The following is an 18,167-nucleotide window of genomic DNA, read 5'->3' as shown; positions in this document are numbered from 1 at the left end:
AAGTGGGAGTTGTGAAAAAGAATTCACGCTCCTACTTTTTACATATCCTATCAAATATGAATTAGGTAAGAATAGGAGAGATAAATATGGAATTATCTGAAATTAAGCGAAATATAGATGAATATCGTAACAACTTAGCACAAATTAGGGGGTCTCTTTGACTTTGAAAATAAAGAGACAAATATTCAAGAATATGAAGAAATGATGACTGAACCTGACTTTTGGGATGATCAAAATAAAGCACAAGATGTTATTGATAAAAATAATGCATTAAAATCAGTTGTAAATGGTTATCATGAATTAGAAGAAGAAGTTGAGGATATGACGGCAACTTGGGAATTATTACAAGAAGAGTTAGATGGTGATGTAAAGAGTGATTTAGAACAAAATGTTCTCGACTTTAAAGAGAAAGTTGATCAGTTTGAATTGCAATTATTATTAGATGGTCCACATGATGCGAATAATGCAATTTTAGAATTACATCCGGGTGCTGGTGGTACTGAATCACAAGACTGGGCTAGTATGTTACTACGTATGTACCAACGTTATGGTGAACAACAAGGGTTTAAAGTTGAAACTGTTGATTATTTACCAGGTGATGAAGCGGGCGTCAAAAGTGTCACATTGTTAATTAAAGGGCATAATGCGTATGGTTATTTAAAAGCCGAAAAAGGAGTTCATAGACTAGTTAGAATTTCTCCATTTGATTCATCTGGGCGCCGTCACACGTCATTTGCCTCATGTGATGTCATTCCGGAATTTAATAATGATGAAATTGAAATAGAAATTAATCCTGACGATATTACAGTAGATACATTTAGAGCATCAGGTGCTGGAGGTCAGCATATAAATAAAACAGAATCTGCAATTCGAATTACACACCATCCAACAGGCATCGTAGTCAATAACCAAAATGAACGTTCACAAATTAAAAACCGTGAAGCAGCGATGAAAATGTTAAAAGCTAAATTATACCAATTAAAATTAGAAGAGCAAGAACGTGAAATGGCTGAAATACGTGGTGAACAAAAAGAAATTGGTTGGGGAAGCCAAATTCGTTCATATGTTTTCCATCCTTATTCTATGGTAAAAGATCATCGAACAAATGAAGAGACTGGTAAAGTTGATGCAGTCATGGATGGGGAGATTGGACCATTTATTGAATCGTATTTAAGATATACAATGAATCAAAGTGACAATTAATGTAATAGAATTGAAAATAGGAGTGAGATAGAGTTCGTTTTGAATTCATTGTCTTACTCCTTATTTTTTGAGAATCTAAATAATAGCTAAGTAAATGTAAAATGTAATGTTATTTATTACTAGAGTATACAATTTCATATGTTATTTAAGCCCATTTTAACCTTTATATTACAAGCCGATAACATTGAACTTCTACAATATATGTTATGCTACATTATAAAAGATTAATAATATAAAACAACAAAGGAATGACAACATGATTAATAAGACTCTTACAGTAACATTGACTTCTATTGCAGCTTTAGCAGGTTTAAGTGGTTTAGCTAATGCACAAGAATATACAAATTCAACACATACAACTTCACAACAATCAAATACTTACAATAGTCAAGTGGAGCAAGAAACAAATCTAGGATTAACAAATAAAGATATCGTTAAAGTTAAGTTGGTGATACATTATACCAAATTGCATTATCACATCACTTATCACTTGAACAATTATATAACTTTAACCCAGGTGTAACTGCATTAATTCATCCAGGTGACTTAATTGCAGTAAGTGAAAAAGGTGCAGCAAAATTAGAAAATAAAGAGATCAATTATGCACAAACTTATGCAGAAACAACAGCATTTAATCAATCAGATGTGGTAGCTCAATCAGTAAGTGCTAGCACAACAAATGTGACTGGTTACAATATTGTACCTACAAGTGCACCTACAAATACTATGCACGATTCATACCACTCATCAGTGAATACACCAGTATCGTATCAACATGTTACAACTGCCAATCAAGGTAACCTTTATAGTTTCGGAAATTGTACATACTATGCATTTGATCGACGACAACAATTAGGACGCTCAATTGGTAGTTATTGGGGTAATGCTAATAACTGGGCATACTCAGCAAAAAATGCCGGATTAACAGTAGATAATCGCCCAGAAGTAGGTGCTATTTTCCAAACAACTGCTGGTTATTATGGTCATGTAGGTGTCGTGGAACATGTTAATCAAGATGGATCAGTATATGTTTCAGAAATGAACTGGAATGGTCATTATAACCATGTTACAAATAGAACAATTACAAACACTTCAAGCTATAATTTTATTCACTAACAAGTTTATAGACATTAGTTTTAATATATTCAGATGTCAGAGTTCAATGGCTATGCAATTTAGCATAGTTATTGAACTCTTTTTTTGAATAATGCCGTTTTATAGAAATTTATAGGAAGATTAAACGAATTAGCGCGGCATAGTTAGAGCAAGGGGTGTTTTATTTTATATAAATGTTTAGGAACCGCTTTCTGTACATTTTAGGAAAACAATCTAATCTTTAATTAAAATACTTATCACAATACATTCCTGTGTAACTAGTATATATTGGTTAATAAAAGAAAAATGAAATAATTGTTATGTATTGAAGTAAGCTCAATATAAGCGAATTTTTAATAATAGATTTGTGCTTTTTACGCATAATCGTGTTTTCAAAATAGAATATAAAGGTGAAATCATTTATGGGAAAAGTCATTTTAATTACAGGAGCAACAAGTGGTATTGGTTATAAAACAGCAGAATATTTAGCAGTACAGGGAAATATAGTTTATGGCGCTAGTCGTAGGATAGAAAGTCTTGAAAATATAAAACAGGTGAACCCATTAAAATTAGATTTAACAAATGAAGCTTCAATCAAAACGGCAATCGATACTATTATCGAAAACGAAGGAAGAATTGATGTACTCGTTAATAATGCCGGTTATGGTTAATATGGTGCAATCGAAGATGTCACAATTGAATAAGCGAAACGGCAATTTGAAGTAAATATATTTGGTTTAGCACTTATTACACAGCTAGTTTTACCACATATGAGAGCACAAAAATCAGGACATATCATTAATATTTCATCTATGGGTAGACGACTTACAACTTATTTTGGCGCTTGGTATCATCCTACGAAATATGCATTAGAAGCCTTTAGCGATGCTTTACGAATGGAAGTAGAGGAATTCGGGATAGAAGTATCTATTATTGAACCAGGTGGGATTAAAACAGATTGGGGGATCATCGCTGCTGATAAATTGGCTGATTCTACAAAAGGCGGTGCCTATGAAGCTACTGCGATGAAAGTGACTCAAAGTATGAAAAAGCAATATCATTCTAATATGCTTTCAAATCCAATGGTAGTAACAAAAGCGAATTCAAAAGCAATAGACAGTAATAAACCTAAACCGCGTTATCTAACAGGATTTGCAGCTAAACCCCTTGAATTTTTACATGCTATATTGCCAACCAAAGTATTTGATAAAATGATGAAAGCTTCAAATTCAATATAACGAATCGTAATATAATCATTCGACAAATTGTATACTTAAGACACTTCGATAGTTCATTTAAGCGTGAAACTATGCTGAGGGTCTTATTTTTTTATACTTTTTCAACATTTTACAATGTATAAAGAATTGACACTTCTCATAGAAATGTTGATTGATATAATAAATGTAAGTATAATCTTTATTTAATAGAGTATGGAGGTAAGGTAAAATGGGTGTTCATCAATATTTTAAGAGACTTTCTGATTTAGAGAAATTAATTCGCTTACCAGGTAAATTTAAATATTTTGAACATAATGTTGCTGCTCACTCTTTTAAAGTTACCAAGATTGCACAATATTTAGCGACTGTAGAAGAATATCATGGTAATACTATTGATTGGAAAAGTTTATATGAAAAGGCACTGAATCATGATTTTGCCGAAGTGTTTACTGGTGACATTAAAACACCAGTAAAGTACGCTAAAACGGAATTGAAAATGTTGTTTTCTCAAGTTGAACAAGATATGGTGGACACGTTTATTAATGAAGAAATACCTGAACCTTATAAAGATATTTATCGAGAACGACTACAAGAGGGGAAAGATGATTCGTTAGAGGGTCAAATTTTATCTGTAGCCGACAAAATTGATTTATTGTATGAAACGTTCGGCGAAATACAGAAACGTAATCCCGAGGACTTATTCTTTGAAATTTATGAACACAGCTTGGAAACAATCATGCAATTTGATCACTTAAGTTCTGTTCAAGATTTCATAGAAAATGTCATACCTGAAATGCTAACTGAAAACTTCATTCCTCGAGCAGAATTGCGAGAAACTACAATGGCGATTTTAAATCGAAAAAATGGGTGAGATAAATGATTTGGTACGCTTTAGCTGCATTTTTTCCATGTGTATTAGTCGTGTTGTTTAGTGTCATAACTCGAAGTAAATGGGTGGGTGTTATTGTGACATTGATTTTGATAGCTGCTTCAATTTACAAAGGATTCTTTCATAATGAATGGATAATCTTTATCGATGTAGTATCCCTATTAGCTGGATATGTCATTATAGACAACCTTGAATTTCATAAGCATCAAGACTAAATACTATCAAACAGAGCTTTTGAATGTTACTGTAAGTTGATTTATAGTGTAAATGCACAATTTGTTCAGATGGAAGTAAAATTTAAAGCATATTTAAGAGCGGGCGCCATTAAATTATATATGAATAAATCACAAGCATTAGTGGAATATTAAATAATAATAAATGATTTTGAAAATACAAACGTAAGCGAACAAACGTTTGTATTTTTATTTATATATTTGATAAAATAGCCTTAAGTGAGAATACTTAACAAATAATAGGAAATTATTAAGTGAATGAATTTATGATTTTCACTTAAAGAGGTCATTTAAATTATTTCAGTAGAATTTTTATTAAGAATAAAGATACAATTTAAAACAAATCATTGTTAAATTTTCATACATCATTTATTTACACTAAAGTTTTAAATAAATAGTTAAGAATGCTTAATTTAAGGAGGCGCTTATCAGAATGGTGGAACATTACCCGTTTAAATTGAATTCTGAGTTTGATCCACAAGGGGACCAACCACAAGCAATAGAGAAAATAGTCAAAGGTGTTAAAGAAGGAAAGCGTCATCAAACGCTTTTAGGTGCCACTGGTACAGGTAAGACATTTACAATGAGTAATGTTATTAAAGAAGTGGGGAAACCAACGCTCATCATTGCACACAATAAAACATTAGCGGGGCAACTGTATAGTGAGTTTAAGGAATTCTTTCCTGAAAATAGAGTAGAATACTTTGTTAGTTACTATGATTACTATCAACCAGAAGCCTATGTACCTTCAACAGACACGTTTATTGAGAAAGATGCCTCAATTAATGACGAAATTGACCAACTACGACATTCTGCCACAAGTGCATTATTTGAACGTGATGATGTCATTATCATTGCCAGTGTCAGCTGTATCTATGGTTTAGGTAATCCGGAAGAATATAAAGATTTAGTAGTAAGTGTTCGAGTTGGTATGGAAATGGATCGAAGTGAACTGCTTCGTAAACTCGTAGACGTACAATATTCTAGAAATGATATTGATTTCCAACGTGGTACATTTAGAGTACGTGGCGACGTGGTTGAAATTTTCCCAGCTTCACGTGAAGAAATGTGTATTCGTGTTGAATTTTTTGGCGATGAAATTGATCGTATTCGAGAAGTTAATTATTTAACGGGAGAAGTCATTCGCGAACGTGAACATTTCGCGATTTTCCCGGCGTCTCACTTCGTAACACGAGAAGAAAAAATGAAGATTGCCATAGAGCGTATTGAGAAGGAATTAGAAGAGCGATTAAAAGAATTAAAAGATGAGAATAAGCTATTAGAAGCACAACGTCTAGAGCAACGAACGAATTATGATTTAGAAATGATGAGAGAAATGGGATTCTGTTCGGGTATCGAGAACTATTCTGTACATCTAACGTTAAGACCTTTAGGTTCAACACCTTATACGTTACTAGATTATTTCGGTGATGACTGGTTAGTAATGATTGATGAGTCTCACGTTACATTGCCACAAATAAGAGGGATGTTTAACGGTGACCGTGCGCGTAAGCAAGTGCTAGTAGATCATGGTTTCCGATTACCTAGTGCGATGGATAACCGACCATTAAAATTTGAGGAGTTTGAACAAAAAACGAATCAGTTGGTATATGTATCAGCTACACCAGGACCTTATGAGATTGAACATACCGATGAAATGATTGAACAAATTATTCGTCCTACTGGTCTTTTAGATCCTAAAATTGACGTTCGACCAACTAAAAATCAAATTGATGATTTACTTAGTGAAATTCAAGAACGTATTGATAGAGATGAACGTGTCTTAGTCACAACGTTAACTAAAAAAATGAGTGAAGACTTAAAGACATACATGAAAGAAGCGGGTATTAAAGTAAATTACCTACACTCAGAGATTAAAACGTTAGAACGTATTGAAATTATTCGTGACTTAAGAATGGGAACGTATGATGTTGTTGTCGGTATCAATCTATTAAGAGAGGGAATTGATATACCGGAAGTTTCATTAGTTGTTATTTTAGATGCAGATAAAGAAGGTTTCTTGCGCTCAAACCGCTCATTAATCCAAACGATAGGTCGTGCTGCACGAAATGAGAAAGGTGAAGTGATTATGTATGCCGATAAAATTACCGATTCAATGCAGTATGCGCTTGATGAAACGCAAAGACGTCGTGATATACAAATGGCACATAATGAAAAATATGGAATCACACCTAAAACAATTAATAAGAAAATTCATGATGTTATTAGTGCCACGGTTGATAATGATGAAACAAATGAAAAACAACAAACCGAATTACCTAAGAAAATGACTAAAAAAGAAAGACAAAAAACAATTGAAAATATAGAAAAAGAAATGAAAAAAGCAGCTAAAGATTTAGACTTTGAAAAAGCAACAGAACTAAGAGATATGTTATTTGAATTAAAATCAGAAGGGTGACATTTGAATGAAGGGACCAAGGATTGTAGTAAAGGGTGCACGTGCACATAACTTAAAAGACGTAGACATTGAAATTCCAAAAAATAAATTAATTGTTATGACAGGGTTATCTGGGTCAGGTAAATCATCTTTAGCATTCGATACAATTTATGCTGAAGGTCAAAGACGTTATGTAGAATCATTAAGTGCATACGCGCGTCAATTTTTGGGGCAAATGGATAAACCAGATGTTGATACGATAGAGGGATTATCACCAGCTATTTCAATTGACCAAAAGACGACAAGTAAAAATCCTCGCTCAACAGTAGCAACGGTAACGGAGATTTATGATTATATTCGTTTGTTATACGCACGAATAGGCAAGCCATATTGTCCTAATCATAATATTGAAATTGAATCTCAAACTGTGCAACAAATGGTTGATCGCATTTTAGAGCTTAAAGAACGCACTAAAATTCAAATTTTAGCGCCAGTTGTTTCTCATAGAAAAGGTAGTCATGAGAAACTTATCGCAGATATTGGTAAAAAAGGCTATGTACGTCTTAGAGTTGACGGCGATATTGTCGATGTCAATGAGGTTCCAGAATTAGATAAAAATAAAAACCATACTATCGAGGTAGTCGTAGACCGTTTGGTAGTTAAAGATGGTATTGAAACACGTTTAGCAGATTCAATTGAGACAGGTTTAGAATTAGCTGATGGCAACATTACTGTCGATGTAATTGATGGCGAGGACCTTAAATTTTCTGAGAATCATGCTTGCCCAATTTGCGGGTTCTCTATTGGTGAATTAGAACCTAGAATGTTTAGTTTCAATAGTCCGTTCGGTGCTTGTCCAACTTGTGATGGTTTAGGTCAAAGATTAACCGTCGATCTTGATTTGGTAGTTCCAGACCCTAATAAGACTCTAAATGAAGGTGCGATTGAACCATGGGAACCTACGAGCTCAGATTTTTACCCAACTTTATTAAAACGCGTATGCGAAGTATATAAAATTAATATGGATAAGCCATATAAAAAGTTGACTGATAGACAGAAAAACATATTAATGAATGGTTCAGGAGATAAAGAAATTGATTTTTCTTTCCACAGTCGTAACGGTGGGACACGTCATAGAAGAATGAAATTCGAGGGTGTTGTTCCCAATATTGACCGTCGTTATCATGAATCACCATCGGAATATACACGTGAAGTAATGAGTAAATACATGACTGAACTGCCTTGCGAAACTTGTTACGGTAAACGTTTAAGTAAAGAAGCGCTATCTGTTTACGTTGGTGGATATAATATTGGAGAAGTAGTCGAATATTCTATCAAGAATGCATTAAATTACTATGAAAATATCGAGCTTTCAGAACAAGATAGAGCTATTGCAAGTCAAATTTTAAAAGAAATCATTTCAAGATTGTCATTTTTAAATAATGTTGGATTAGAATATTTAACACTTAATCGTGCGTCAGGTACTCTTTCTGGTGGTGAAGCACAACGTATTCGATTAGCGACACAAATCGGTTCACGCTTAACAGGGGTACTTTATGTGCTTGACGAGCCCTCTATTGGTTTACACCAACGTGATAATGATCGTCTGATAAGCACCTTAAAAGAAATGCGAGATTTGGGCAATACACTTATTGTTGTTGAACATGATGATGACACTATGCGAGCAGCTGATTATCTCGTAGATGTCGGTCCTGGTGCAGGTAATCATGGTGGTGAAATCGTCTCTTGTGGCACACCAAGTAAAGTCATGAAAGATAAGAAATCTTTAACAGGACAATATTTAAGCGGTAAGAAACGTATCGACGTTCCTGAACATCGTCGAGAAGTAACTGATCGCAAAATTAGTATCAAAGGTGCACGAAGTAATAACTTAAAAGGTGTAGATGTAGATATTCCATTGTCTGTAATGACAGTTGTAACAGGTGTGTCTGGTTCAGGTAAAAGTTCACTAGTTAATGAAGTATTATATAAATCATTAGCTCAAAAAATAAATAAATCTAAAGTTAAACCGGGTGCCTTTGATAGCATTGAAGGTATTGATCAATTAGATAAAATTATTGATATTGACCAATCTCCTATCGGTAGAACGCCACGTTCTAATCCAGCCACTTATACTGGCGTATTTGATGATATACGTGATGTATTTGCTCAAACTAATGAAGCGAAAATTCGTGGTTATCAAAAAGGACGCTTTAGCTTTAATGTTAAAGGTGGACGTTGTGAAGCTTGTAAAGGTGATGGCATTATTAAAATTGAAATGCACTTTTTACCTGATGTGTATGTTCCATGCGAAGTTTGTGATGGGAAGCGCTATAACCGTGAAACATTAGAAGTGACTTATAAAGGTAAGAATATTGCTCAAGTGCTTGAAATGACAGTCGAAGAAGCAACGTATTTCTTTGAAAACATTCCTAAAATACATCGTAAATTACAAACACTTGTAGATGTTGGTTTAGGTTACATCACGCTTGGACAACAAGCTACAACTCTATCAGGAGGAGAAGCACAACGTGTTAAATTAGCATCTGAATTGCATAAACGTTCAACTGGTCGTTCCATCTATATTCTTGATGAACCTACAACTGGTTTGCATGTCGATGATATTAGTCGTTTGCTAAAAGTGCTTAATCGTCTAGTTGAGAACGGTGATACTGTTGTGATTATTGAACATAATCTAGATGTCATTAAAACAGCAGATCATATTATTGATCTAGGACCTGAAGGTGGCGATGGTGGTGGTACACTAGTTGCTACTGGTACACCAGAAGAGATTGCAAATGTAGAATCATCATACACAGGTAAATATTTAAAAACGGTACTTGAACGAGATAAAGTAGAATAAATTGAAATATAGATTTTGAAAATTAATAGTAATTTAAGGGATCATAGGCATCTCGCATTAAATGACTTAACTGAGAATACGCTCACATCTAGCTTTTCTCAGTTTTTTTAATAACATAACATTAAACCCAACAAAGGGAATTATAATAAGAAATTCAATAAGTGAGGTTAAGTGATTTAATACAAACTGTATGTTGTTCCCTTAATCATTTAAAAGCAATCTAAGGTGTAAACGAAACAAATATAATAGGATTTCTTCTTTTTTATATTAATCTTGTCTTTATTTTTGATATGATAATAGGTGAATGAATTCAAGTGAAAATTTTGAGGTGAACTCATGTTAACGACAGAGAAATTAGTCAAATTACTTAAATTAGAATTGTTTACGGGTGAAAAAGGATTACATAAACCTATTAAAAATACGGATATTTCTAGACCAGGTCTAGAAATGGCTGGATATTTTTCACACTATGCTGCAGACCGCATTCAATTACTAGGTACTACAGAATTATCGTTTTATAATTTATTACCAGACGAGGAACGTCATGGACGCATGAGAAAATTATGTCGTCCTGAAACACCTGCAATTATTGTGACAAGAGGATTAGAACCTCCGCAAGAGCTGATTGATGCCGCTCAAGAAATGGATACACCACTAATCGTATCAAAGGATGCAACTACAAGTTTAATGAGTCGATTAACGACATTCCTTGAACATGAATTAGCTAAGACAACATCATTACATGGTGTATTAGTCGATGTTTATGGTGTGGGTGTGTTAATCACTGGAGATTCTGGTATAGGTAAAAGTGAGACTGCACTTGAATTAGTGAAAAGAGGTCATCGACTCGTAGCTGATGATAACGTAGAAATTCGTGAAATAACTAAAGATGAATTAATAGGGACACCACCTAAATTAATTGAGCACTTATTAGAAATTAGGGGTCTCGGTATCATCAATGTCATGACATTATTTGGAGCGGGGTCGATCCTCACACAAAAACAAATTCGTCTTAACATTAACCTTGAAAATTGGGATAAAGATAAACTGTATGACCGAGTTGGATTGAATGAAGAAACATTACAAATTCTTGATACAGAAATCACTAAAAAAACAATTCCTGTAAGACCAGGACGAAATGTTGCAGTCATTATAGAAGTCGCAGCAATGAATTATCGTTTAAATATAATGGGGATTAATACAGCTGAAGAATTTAATCAACGTTTAAATGAAGAAATCTTAAAAAAAGGTCATCAAAGCAAGGAGAACTAAAACATGCTTTTTAATCTGAATTATATTGATTCTACTGCATTTAGCATAGGTCCGCTTTCAATAAAATGGTACGGTATCATTATTGCGGTAGGAATCCTTATTGGTTATTTCATAGCTCAAGAAAGCTTGAAATATGTTGGTTTACATAAAGATACGCTTGTTGACGTCATCTTTTACAGTGCCATCTTTGGGTTCATCGCTGCACGTATTTACTTCGTGATTTTTCAATGGCCATATTACGCCCAAAACCCTATTGAAATTCCAATGATATGGCATGGTGGTATTGCAATACATGGTGGTCTTTTAGGTGGATTTATCACTGGTATTATTGTTTGTAAAATTAAAAATTTAAATCCATTTCAAATTGGTGACATTGTAGCACCAAGTATTATTTTAGCTCAAGGTATTGGACGTTGGGGTAACTTTATGAATCATGAAGCCCATGGCGGTCCAGTCTCAAGAACCTTTTTAGAAAATTTACATATTCCTGAGTTTATTATTCGTAATATGTATATTGAAGGGGTATACTACCATCCAACATTCTTATATGAATCTATATGGGATATTTTGGGATTCATCATTTTAATTACAATTAGAAAGCATCTTCGTGTAGGTGAAACATTCACACTCTATTTAATATGGTATTCAATTGGACGTTTCTTTGTAGAGGGATTAAGAACGGATAGTTTAATGCTGACAAGTCATATTAGAGTAGCGCAATTGGTATCAGTTATTTTAATTATAATTGGTTTGGTAATTTTAATTTATCGTCGCATTAAATATCAACCATCATTGTACAAAGAAGCAGGTCCGTTAACTTGGAATAGCTCTAAGGCGAAAGTGAAATCATGAGACGGTTAACTAAAGAAGGACATCATAAGATTAATCCGCTATGGCGAATTTATAGTTTAGTACGTTTTTCAAAAGTATTCACCAATACATTGCTAATTGAATTATGTCGTTTTATACCAAATTTAAAATGGAAACGTTGGATATACATTAATCTATTGAATATGACCATTGGACAACATACTGCTATTGCCTATAAAGTAATGCCTGATCTCTTTTATCCGCAACTCATTACAATTGGCAATAATTCTGTAATTGGTTATAATACAACAATATTAACGCACGAAGTATTAGTGGATGAATATCGCTATGGCCCAGTGTACATTGGTGACCATACATTAATCGGTGCAAATTCGACCATTCTACCAGGTGTACATATTGGTAATCATGTAGTCGTTAAAGCTGGAACAGTTGTATCAAAAGATATACCAGATTATGCCATTGCATATGGCAATCCTATGCTAATACATCATAAATAAAGAGAGGTGACAAAGAATGGCGCAAAACAATGACAATATTATCTCGATGAAATTTGATGAACCATTTTATCGTAAAATGGCTGATCAAAAATATAAAATGCAAGATTTTAATAAGGCAGTAGAATACTATAAAAAAGTGCTTGATTTGTCACCACAAGATTTTGATATTAAATTAAAGTATGCTTATTGCTTAAACAAACTTAATTTAGGTAGACGAGCTGAGCATTTGTTTTATGACAGCATTATTGAAGGTAATCATGTTGCCGACAGTTACTACCAACTTAGTCAATTAAACATTGACCTTAATGAGCCAAACAAGGCCTTCTTGTTTGGTATTAATTATGTGATTTTAACTGATGATACTGACTTTAGAGAAGAATTAGAAAAAACATTCGAAGTGTCTTATATGAGTGAAGATAAAATTCAGCTCGAAGCACAACTTTTCTCAACGCAATTACTATTCCAATATTTATTTTCTCAAGGAAGATTACAAGATGCACGTAAATATATTTTGAATCAAGATGAGAAAATTCAAGAACATAGAGTCATTCGAAACTTATTAGCAATGTGCTATTTGTATTTAAGTGAATATGATATTGCTAAAGACATGTTTGAAGCGTTATTAGCAGAAGATAATTCAGATGTACATGCACTATGTCACTATACATTGCTACTTTACAATACGAATGAAAAAGATAAGTATCACAAGTATCTTAAAATATTAAGTAAAGTAGTACCAATGAATGATGATGAAAGTTTTAAATTAGGCATAGTACTAAGCTATTTAAAACAGTACGATGCATCTCAACAAATATTATTACCACTATACAAAAAAGGTAAATTTGCCTCAATTCAAATGTTTAATGCATTGAGCTTTAATTATTATTACCTCGGAAATAAAGAACAGAGTAAAGTGTTTTGGGAGAAGTTACTGCAAATTTCTAAAGTTGATGTGGGCTACGCACCTTGGGTACTTGAAGAGAGTAAACAAACATTTGATCAAAAAATATTACCACTGTTATTAGATGATGATAGCCATTATAGACTTTATGGTGTGTTTTTATTAAATCAATTAAATGGTAAAGAAATATTAATGACTCAAGAGATTTGGTCTATTTTAGAAACAATGAATGACTATGAAAAACTTTACCTTACTTATTTAGTACAGGGACTGCATTTAAATAAATTAGATTTCATTCACAAAGGTTTAGTGAGTTTATATGAAATGGACGACATACAGAAAGATACGGAATTATTTATAAGTTGGATTGATAAAGGTGAAGGGTTAATTGCGAACGATGTTGATTTTAGTGAAGTTGACAGATATGTAGCTGCACATGCTTATCTATATCATCGTTATTATCATAGTCATATGACTAAAAAGAAAATTATGGAATTGTTTAATGTATCGCGTTATAAGTTAGATAACGCAATTGATCAATTGTTGAGCATATAAATTTAAAGATTTCAAATATTAATATATAATGCGCATGATATTAAAAACGTAGGAGGCATAAAAATGACTGAAGTAAATTATGATGTTGCAATTATCGGTGCTGGACCAGCCGGTATGACTGCGGCAGTTTATGCATCACGTGCAAATTTAAGCACAGTAATGATTGAACGAGGCATGCCTGGTGGACAAATGGCAAATACAGAGGAAGTAGAGAACTTCCCAGGATTCGAAATGATTACTGGTCCAGATTTATCAACTAAAATGTTCGAACACGCTAAAAAATTCGGTGCTGAATATCAATATGGAGATATTAAATCTATTGAAGATAAAGGTGACTATAAAGAAATTAATTTAGGCAATAAAGAGATAACAGCTCGTGCGGTAATTATTTCAACTGGTGCTGAATATAAAAAAATTGGTGTCCCTGGTGAACAAGAACTAGGTGGACGCGGTGTAAGTTATTGTGCAGTATGTGATGGTGCATTCTTCAAAAATAAAAACCTATTTGTAATAGGTGGCGGGGATTCTGCAGTTGAAGAAGGTGCATTCCTAACTAAATTCGCAGATAAAGTTACAATTGTACACAGAAGAGATGAATTAAGAGCACAAAAAATCTTGCAAGATCGTGCGTTTAAAAATGACAAAATCGATTTTATATGGAGTCATACTTTAAAATCTATTAATGAAAAAGATGGAAAAGTAGGTTCTGTAACACTTGTTTCTACCAAAGATGCCTCTGAAGAAACTTTAGATGCAGATGGGGTATTCATCTACATTGGTATGAAACCATTAACAGCACCATTTGTGAATCTAGGAATTACGAATGATATGGGCTATATTGTAACTGAAGATAATATGAGTACGAAAGTGCCAGGTATATTTGCGGCTGGTGATGTTAGAGATAAAGGTTTACGTCAAATTGTAACAGCTACTGGTGATGGTAGTATAGCAGCACAAAGTGCTATTGATTACATTGAAGAATTAAAAGATAAGCAAGAAGCATAAATAAGATTAGGCTAGAGCATGCAATCACATCATATAGTGATTAAAGCATGAATTCTAGCCTTTTTTATTTAAATCAATATTAGATTCAGATATCGCAATGATAGTTACGATAAGTAGCTCATATGATATTATGAAAGTAAATTAACGATATTCTAAAACGTATGTATACAATAAAAAGATTAACTAGGCGGTGTCAAAATGACGAACCATAAAGAAAATGAAATGAGTAAAAGTGAACTATTAGTAGTAACAGGTCTATCCGGTGCGGGTAAATCAGTGGTCATACAATGTTTAGAAGATATTGGTTACTTCTGTGTTGATAATCTACCACCTATTTTACTCCCTAAATTTGTAGAATTAATGGAACAAGGTAATCCTTCTTTGCAAAAAGTAGCTATTGCTATAGATTTAAGAGGTAAAGAATTATTTAAATCATTAGTAGAAGAAATTGATGCAATCAAAAGTAGAAACGATGTAATTGTAGATGTCATGTTTTTAGAAGCGGAAACAGAAAAACTAATTTCTAGATACAAAGAATCTAGACGAGCTCACCCTTTAAATGAAAATGGACAAATGTCTTTGATGGATTCAATCTTAGAAGAAAAGCAATTGCTTAGCAATATTCGTACAATCGCTAATTATATTGTAGATACAACTCAATTGACGACGAAAGAACTTAAAGCTAGAGTGAAAGAAAAATTTGAAGATGAGAATTTTAAATCCTTTAGTATCAATGTATCAAGTTTCGGTTTTAAACATGGTATACAAAAAGACGCAGATTTAGTATTTGATGTTCGTTTCCTACCAAATCCTTATTATGTTGAAGACTTAAGACCGTTGACAGGAGAAGATGAACCAGTTTACCATTATGTTATGAAATGGAAAGAAACTGAAATATTTTTCGAAAAATTAATGGATTTACTGAAATTTATGATACCAGGTTATAAAAAAGAGGGTAAATCACAATTAGTAATTGCAATAGGTTGTACAGGAGGTCAACATCGCTCTGTTGCGTTAGCTAAACGAATTGGTGAAGAATTAACAGAAATATTTGATTATAATGTCTATGTTCATCACAGAGATGCACATATCGAAAGTGGCGTGAGAAAATGAAACAATTAAAGATTGTACTCATAGGCGGTGGAACAGGCCTATCAGTATTGGCAAGGGGGCTGAGAGAGTACCCCATTGATATAACGGCCATCGTTACTGTAGCTGATGATGGTGGTAGTACTGGTAAAATACGAAGTGAGATGGATATACCTGCTCCAGGTGATATTAGAAATGTTATCGCAGCACTAAGTGATGCTGAACCAGTCATAGAAGAATTATTTCAATATCGATTTAAAGAAAATCAAATCGAAGGGCACTCACTAGGTAATTTATTACTAGCAGCCTTAACAAATATAAAGAATGACTTCGGTCATGCAGTTAAAGAATTAAGTAAGATTTTAAATATTAAAGGTAAAGTGATTCCTTCAACGAATACTAATGTTATGCTAAACGCAGTGTTAGAAGACGGAGAAATTGTACGAGGAGAATCTCAAATACCAAAGAAAAACAAACGTATTGATCGTGTTTTTTTAGAACCTGAAAATGTTGAGCCTATGGAAGAAGCAATTGACGCATTAGAAGATGCAGATTTAATCGTGCTCGGACCTGGCTCACTATACACAAGTGTTATTTCGAATTTATGTGTTAAAGGTATGTCAGAAGCTATTTTACGTTCTAAAGCACCTAAATTATACATATCTAATGTTATGACTCAACCGGGAGAAACATCAGATTACGATGTTATGGACCATATTCAAGCAATACATAAACATGCTGGAAGTGATTTTATTGATTATGTCATCTGTAGTAATGATAAATACGATGATAAAGTGTTAGAACGTTATAAAGAGCGTAATGCTAAACTGGTTGTTATGGATGAACATAAAATTACAGATCATAATATTAGAATGGTTACGTCATCTAATTTAGTCGAAATATTAGATGATCATTTAGTACGTCACAATACTAAAGTTTTAGCAAGATTGATCTATGATTTAGCACTTGAAATGACAAGTACGATTCAATTTAGACCTAAAAAATAACACTTCTAATCATCTGTATAACTATGGTATGATATAGGGCGTATGTTTATTAATGTATTAGTGTAATATAGTGCAACTATATAGGATGTTAGTTACATGTATATATAAAATTGATTAGAGGGGGAAATGTGATGAGTTTTGCATCAGATATGAAGAATGAATTAACACGCATTGATGTTGATGAAAGCAATGCCAAAGCAGAGCTTAGCGCATTAATTCGTATGAACGGTGCACTTAGCCTATCTAATCAACAATTCGTAATTAATGTTCAAACAGAGAATGCTACGACTGCTAGAAGAATTTATTCATTAATTAAACGCATATTTAATGTAGAAGTGGAAATTCTAGTTCGTAAAAAAATGAAATTAAAGAAAAATAATATTTATATTTGTCGTACAAAAGTGCGAGCTAAAGAAATTCTAGATGAACTTGGTATATTAAAGAATGGTATTTTTGTTCACGATATAGATGCTAGCATGATTAAAGATGATGAAATGCGTAGAAGTTATTTAAGAGGCGCATTTCTAGCTGGAGGATCTGTAAATAATCCAGAGACATCATCCTATCATTTAGAAATATTTTCTCAATATGAGAATCATTCTGAAGGTTTAACTAAATTAATGAATAGTTATGGATTAAATGCTAAACATTTAGAACGAAAAAAGGGTAGTATTGCTTATTTAAAAGAAGCTGAAAAAATTTCTGACTTTCTAAGTTTAATAGGTGGATACCAAGCATTATTGAAGTTTGAAGATGTGCGAATTGTTAGGGATATGAGAAATTCAGTGAATCGTTTAGTAAATTGTGAAACTGCAAACCTTAATAAGACTGTAAGTGCCGCTATGAAACAAGTAGAAAGTATTCAGTTAATTGAACAGGAAATCGGATTAGATAATTTGCCTGATCGCTTAAGAGAGATTGCTAAACTTCGAGTTGAGCATCAAGAAATCTCTTTAAAAGAACTAGGAGAAATGATATCGACTGGTCCGATATCTAAATCTGGAGTCAACCACCGTTTAAGAAAGTTAAATGAACTTGCAGACAAAATTCGAAGTGGTGAAAAAATAGAATTATAAGTATAAACTCGTCATGGATTGGCGAGTTCTTTTTTT

At 33.1% G+C, this 18,167-nt stretch carries 13 protein-coding genes and 2 pseudogenes; all 15 read left to right on the top strand.

Going from position 1 to position 18,167, the window contains the following annotated elements; all coding sequences use genetic code 11:
• Positions 1 to 86 precede the first annotated feature (86 nt).
• The 15 genes and pseudogenes from prfB (at position 87) to whiA (ending at position 18,131) form a co-directional block, all read left to right on the top strand.
• Positions 87 to 1,203 (top strand): peptide chain release factor 2 gene (gene prfB, locus BB045_RS00335; protein WP_141738632.1). Its coding sequence is split into 2 segments (ribosomal slippage): positions 87 to 158 and positions 160 to 1,203, totalling 1,116 coding nucleotides; the frame shifts between segments, so codons are not numbered across the junction.
• Positions 1,204 to 1,462: 259 nt separating this feature from the next.
• Positions 1,463 to 2,319 (top strand): annotated as a pseudogene (locus tag BB045_RS00330) (COG3942 and LysM peptidoglycan-binding domain-containing protein).
• Between the two features lie 401 nt (positions 2,320 to 2,720).
• Positions 2,721 to 3,536: pseudogene (locus BB045_RS00325) on the top strand (oxidoreductase).
• Positions 3,537 to 3,744: 208 nt separating this feature from the next.
• Complete coding sequence (locus tag BB045_RS00320) at positions 3,745 to 4,386, top strand: YfbR-like 5'-deoxynucleotidase (protein ID WP_011276397.1); 642 nt, start codon at positions 3,745 to 3,747, stop codon at positions 4,384 to 4,386.
• A 5-nt stretch (positions 4,387 to 4,391) separates the two neighbouring features.
• Positions 4,392 to 4,619, top strand: coding sequence for a CsbA family protein (locus BB045_RS00315; protein WP_011276396.1), 228 nt, complete (start codon positions 4,392 to 4,394; stop codon positions 4,617 to 4,619).
• A gap of 451 nt (positions 4,620 to 5,070) precedes the next feature.
• Positions 5,071 to 7,056, top strand: coding sequence for an excinuclease ABC subunit UvrB (uvrB, locus tag BB045_RS00310; RefSeq protein ID WP_075140374.1), 1,986 nt, complete (start codon positions 5,071 to 5,073; stop codon positions 7,054 to 7,056).
• Between the two features lie 7 nt (positions 7,057 to 7,063).
• Entirely contained in the window at positions 7,064 to 9,898 is a 2,835-nt protein-coding gene (gene uvrA / locus BB045_RS00305; RefSeq protein ID WP_070581545.1) for an excinuclease ABC subunit UvrA, read from the top strand.
• Between the two features lie 336 nt (positions 9,899 to 10,234).
• The gene (hprK, locus tag BB045_RS00300) at positions 10,235 to 11,170 is read left to right on the top strand and encodes an HPr(Ser) kinase/phosphatase (RefSeq protein ID WP_011276393.1); all 936 of its coding nucleotides are present in this window, start codon (positions 10,235 to 10,237) and stop codon (positions 11,168 to 11,170) included.
• Between the two features lie 3 nt (positions 11,171 to 11,173).
• Positions 11,174 to 12,022: a prolipoprotein diacylglyceryl transferase gene (lgt, locus tag BB045_RS00295; protein ID WP_070581544.1), complete on the top strand. Its 849-nt coding sequence runs from the start codon at positions 11,174 to 11,176 to the stop codon at positions 12,020 to 12,022.
• On the top strand, positions 12,019 to 12,498 hold the full coding sequence (locus BB045_RS00290; RefSeq protein ID WP_070839167.1) for an acyltransferase: 480 nt from the start codon (positions 12,019 to 12,021) through the stop codon (positions 12,496 to 12,498). The genes lgt and BB045_RS00290 overlap by 4 nt, the downstream gene beginning before the upstream one ends.
• A gap of 16 nt (positions 12,499 to 12,514) precedes the next feature.
• Positions 12,515 to 13,954 (top strand): tetratricopeptide repeat protein, encoded by a 1,440-nt coding sequence (locus BB045_RS00285; RefSeq protein WP_070839164.1) that lies wholly within the window; start codon positions 12,515 to 12,517, stop codon positions 13,952 to 13,954.
• A gap of 63 nt (positions 13,955 to 14,017) precedes the next feature.
• On the top strand, positions 14,018 to 14,959 hold the full coding sequence (gene trxB, locus BB045_RS00280; protein ID WP_011276389.1) for a thioredoxin-disulfide reductase: 942 nt from the start codon (positions 14,018 to 14,020) through the stop codon (positions 14,957 to 14,959).
• 198 nt (positions 14,960 to 15,157) lie between these two features.
• Positions 15,158 to 16,072 (top strand): RNase adapter RapZ, encoded by a 915-nt coding sequence (gene rapZ / locus BB045_RS00275; protein ID WP_075140373.1) that lies wholly within the window; start codon positions 15,158 to 15,160, stop codon positions 16,070 to 16,072.
• The gene (locus BB045_RS00270) at positions 16,069 to 17,055 is read left to right on the top strand and encodes a gluconeogenesis factor YvcK family protein (protein ID WP_075140372.1); all 987 of its coding nucleotides are present in this window, start codon (positions 16,069 to 16,071) and stop codon (positions 17,053 to 17,055) included. Before rapZ ends, BB045_RS00270 begins: the two co-directional genes overlap by 4 nt.
• 131 nt (positions 17,056 to 17,186) lie before the next feature.
• On the top strand, positions 17,187 to 18,131 hold the full coding sequence (gene whiA / locus BB045_RS00265) for a DNA-binding protein WhiA (RefSeq protein ID WP_037548865.1): 945 nt from the start codon (positions 17,187 to 17,189) through the stop codon (positions 18,129 to 18,131).
• Positions 18,132 to 18,167 lie beyond the last annotated feature (36 nt).

This window comes from Staphylococcus sp. MB377, assembly GCF_001922505.1.
In the GTDB taxonomy this organism is placed as follows: domain Bacteria; phylum Bacillota; class Bacilli; order Staphylococcales; family Staphylococcaceae; genus Staphylococcus; species Staphylococcus haemolyticus.
This window is presented reverse-complemented; position numbering and strand designations above follow the sequence as displayed.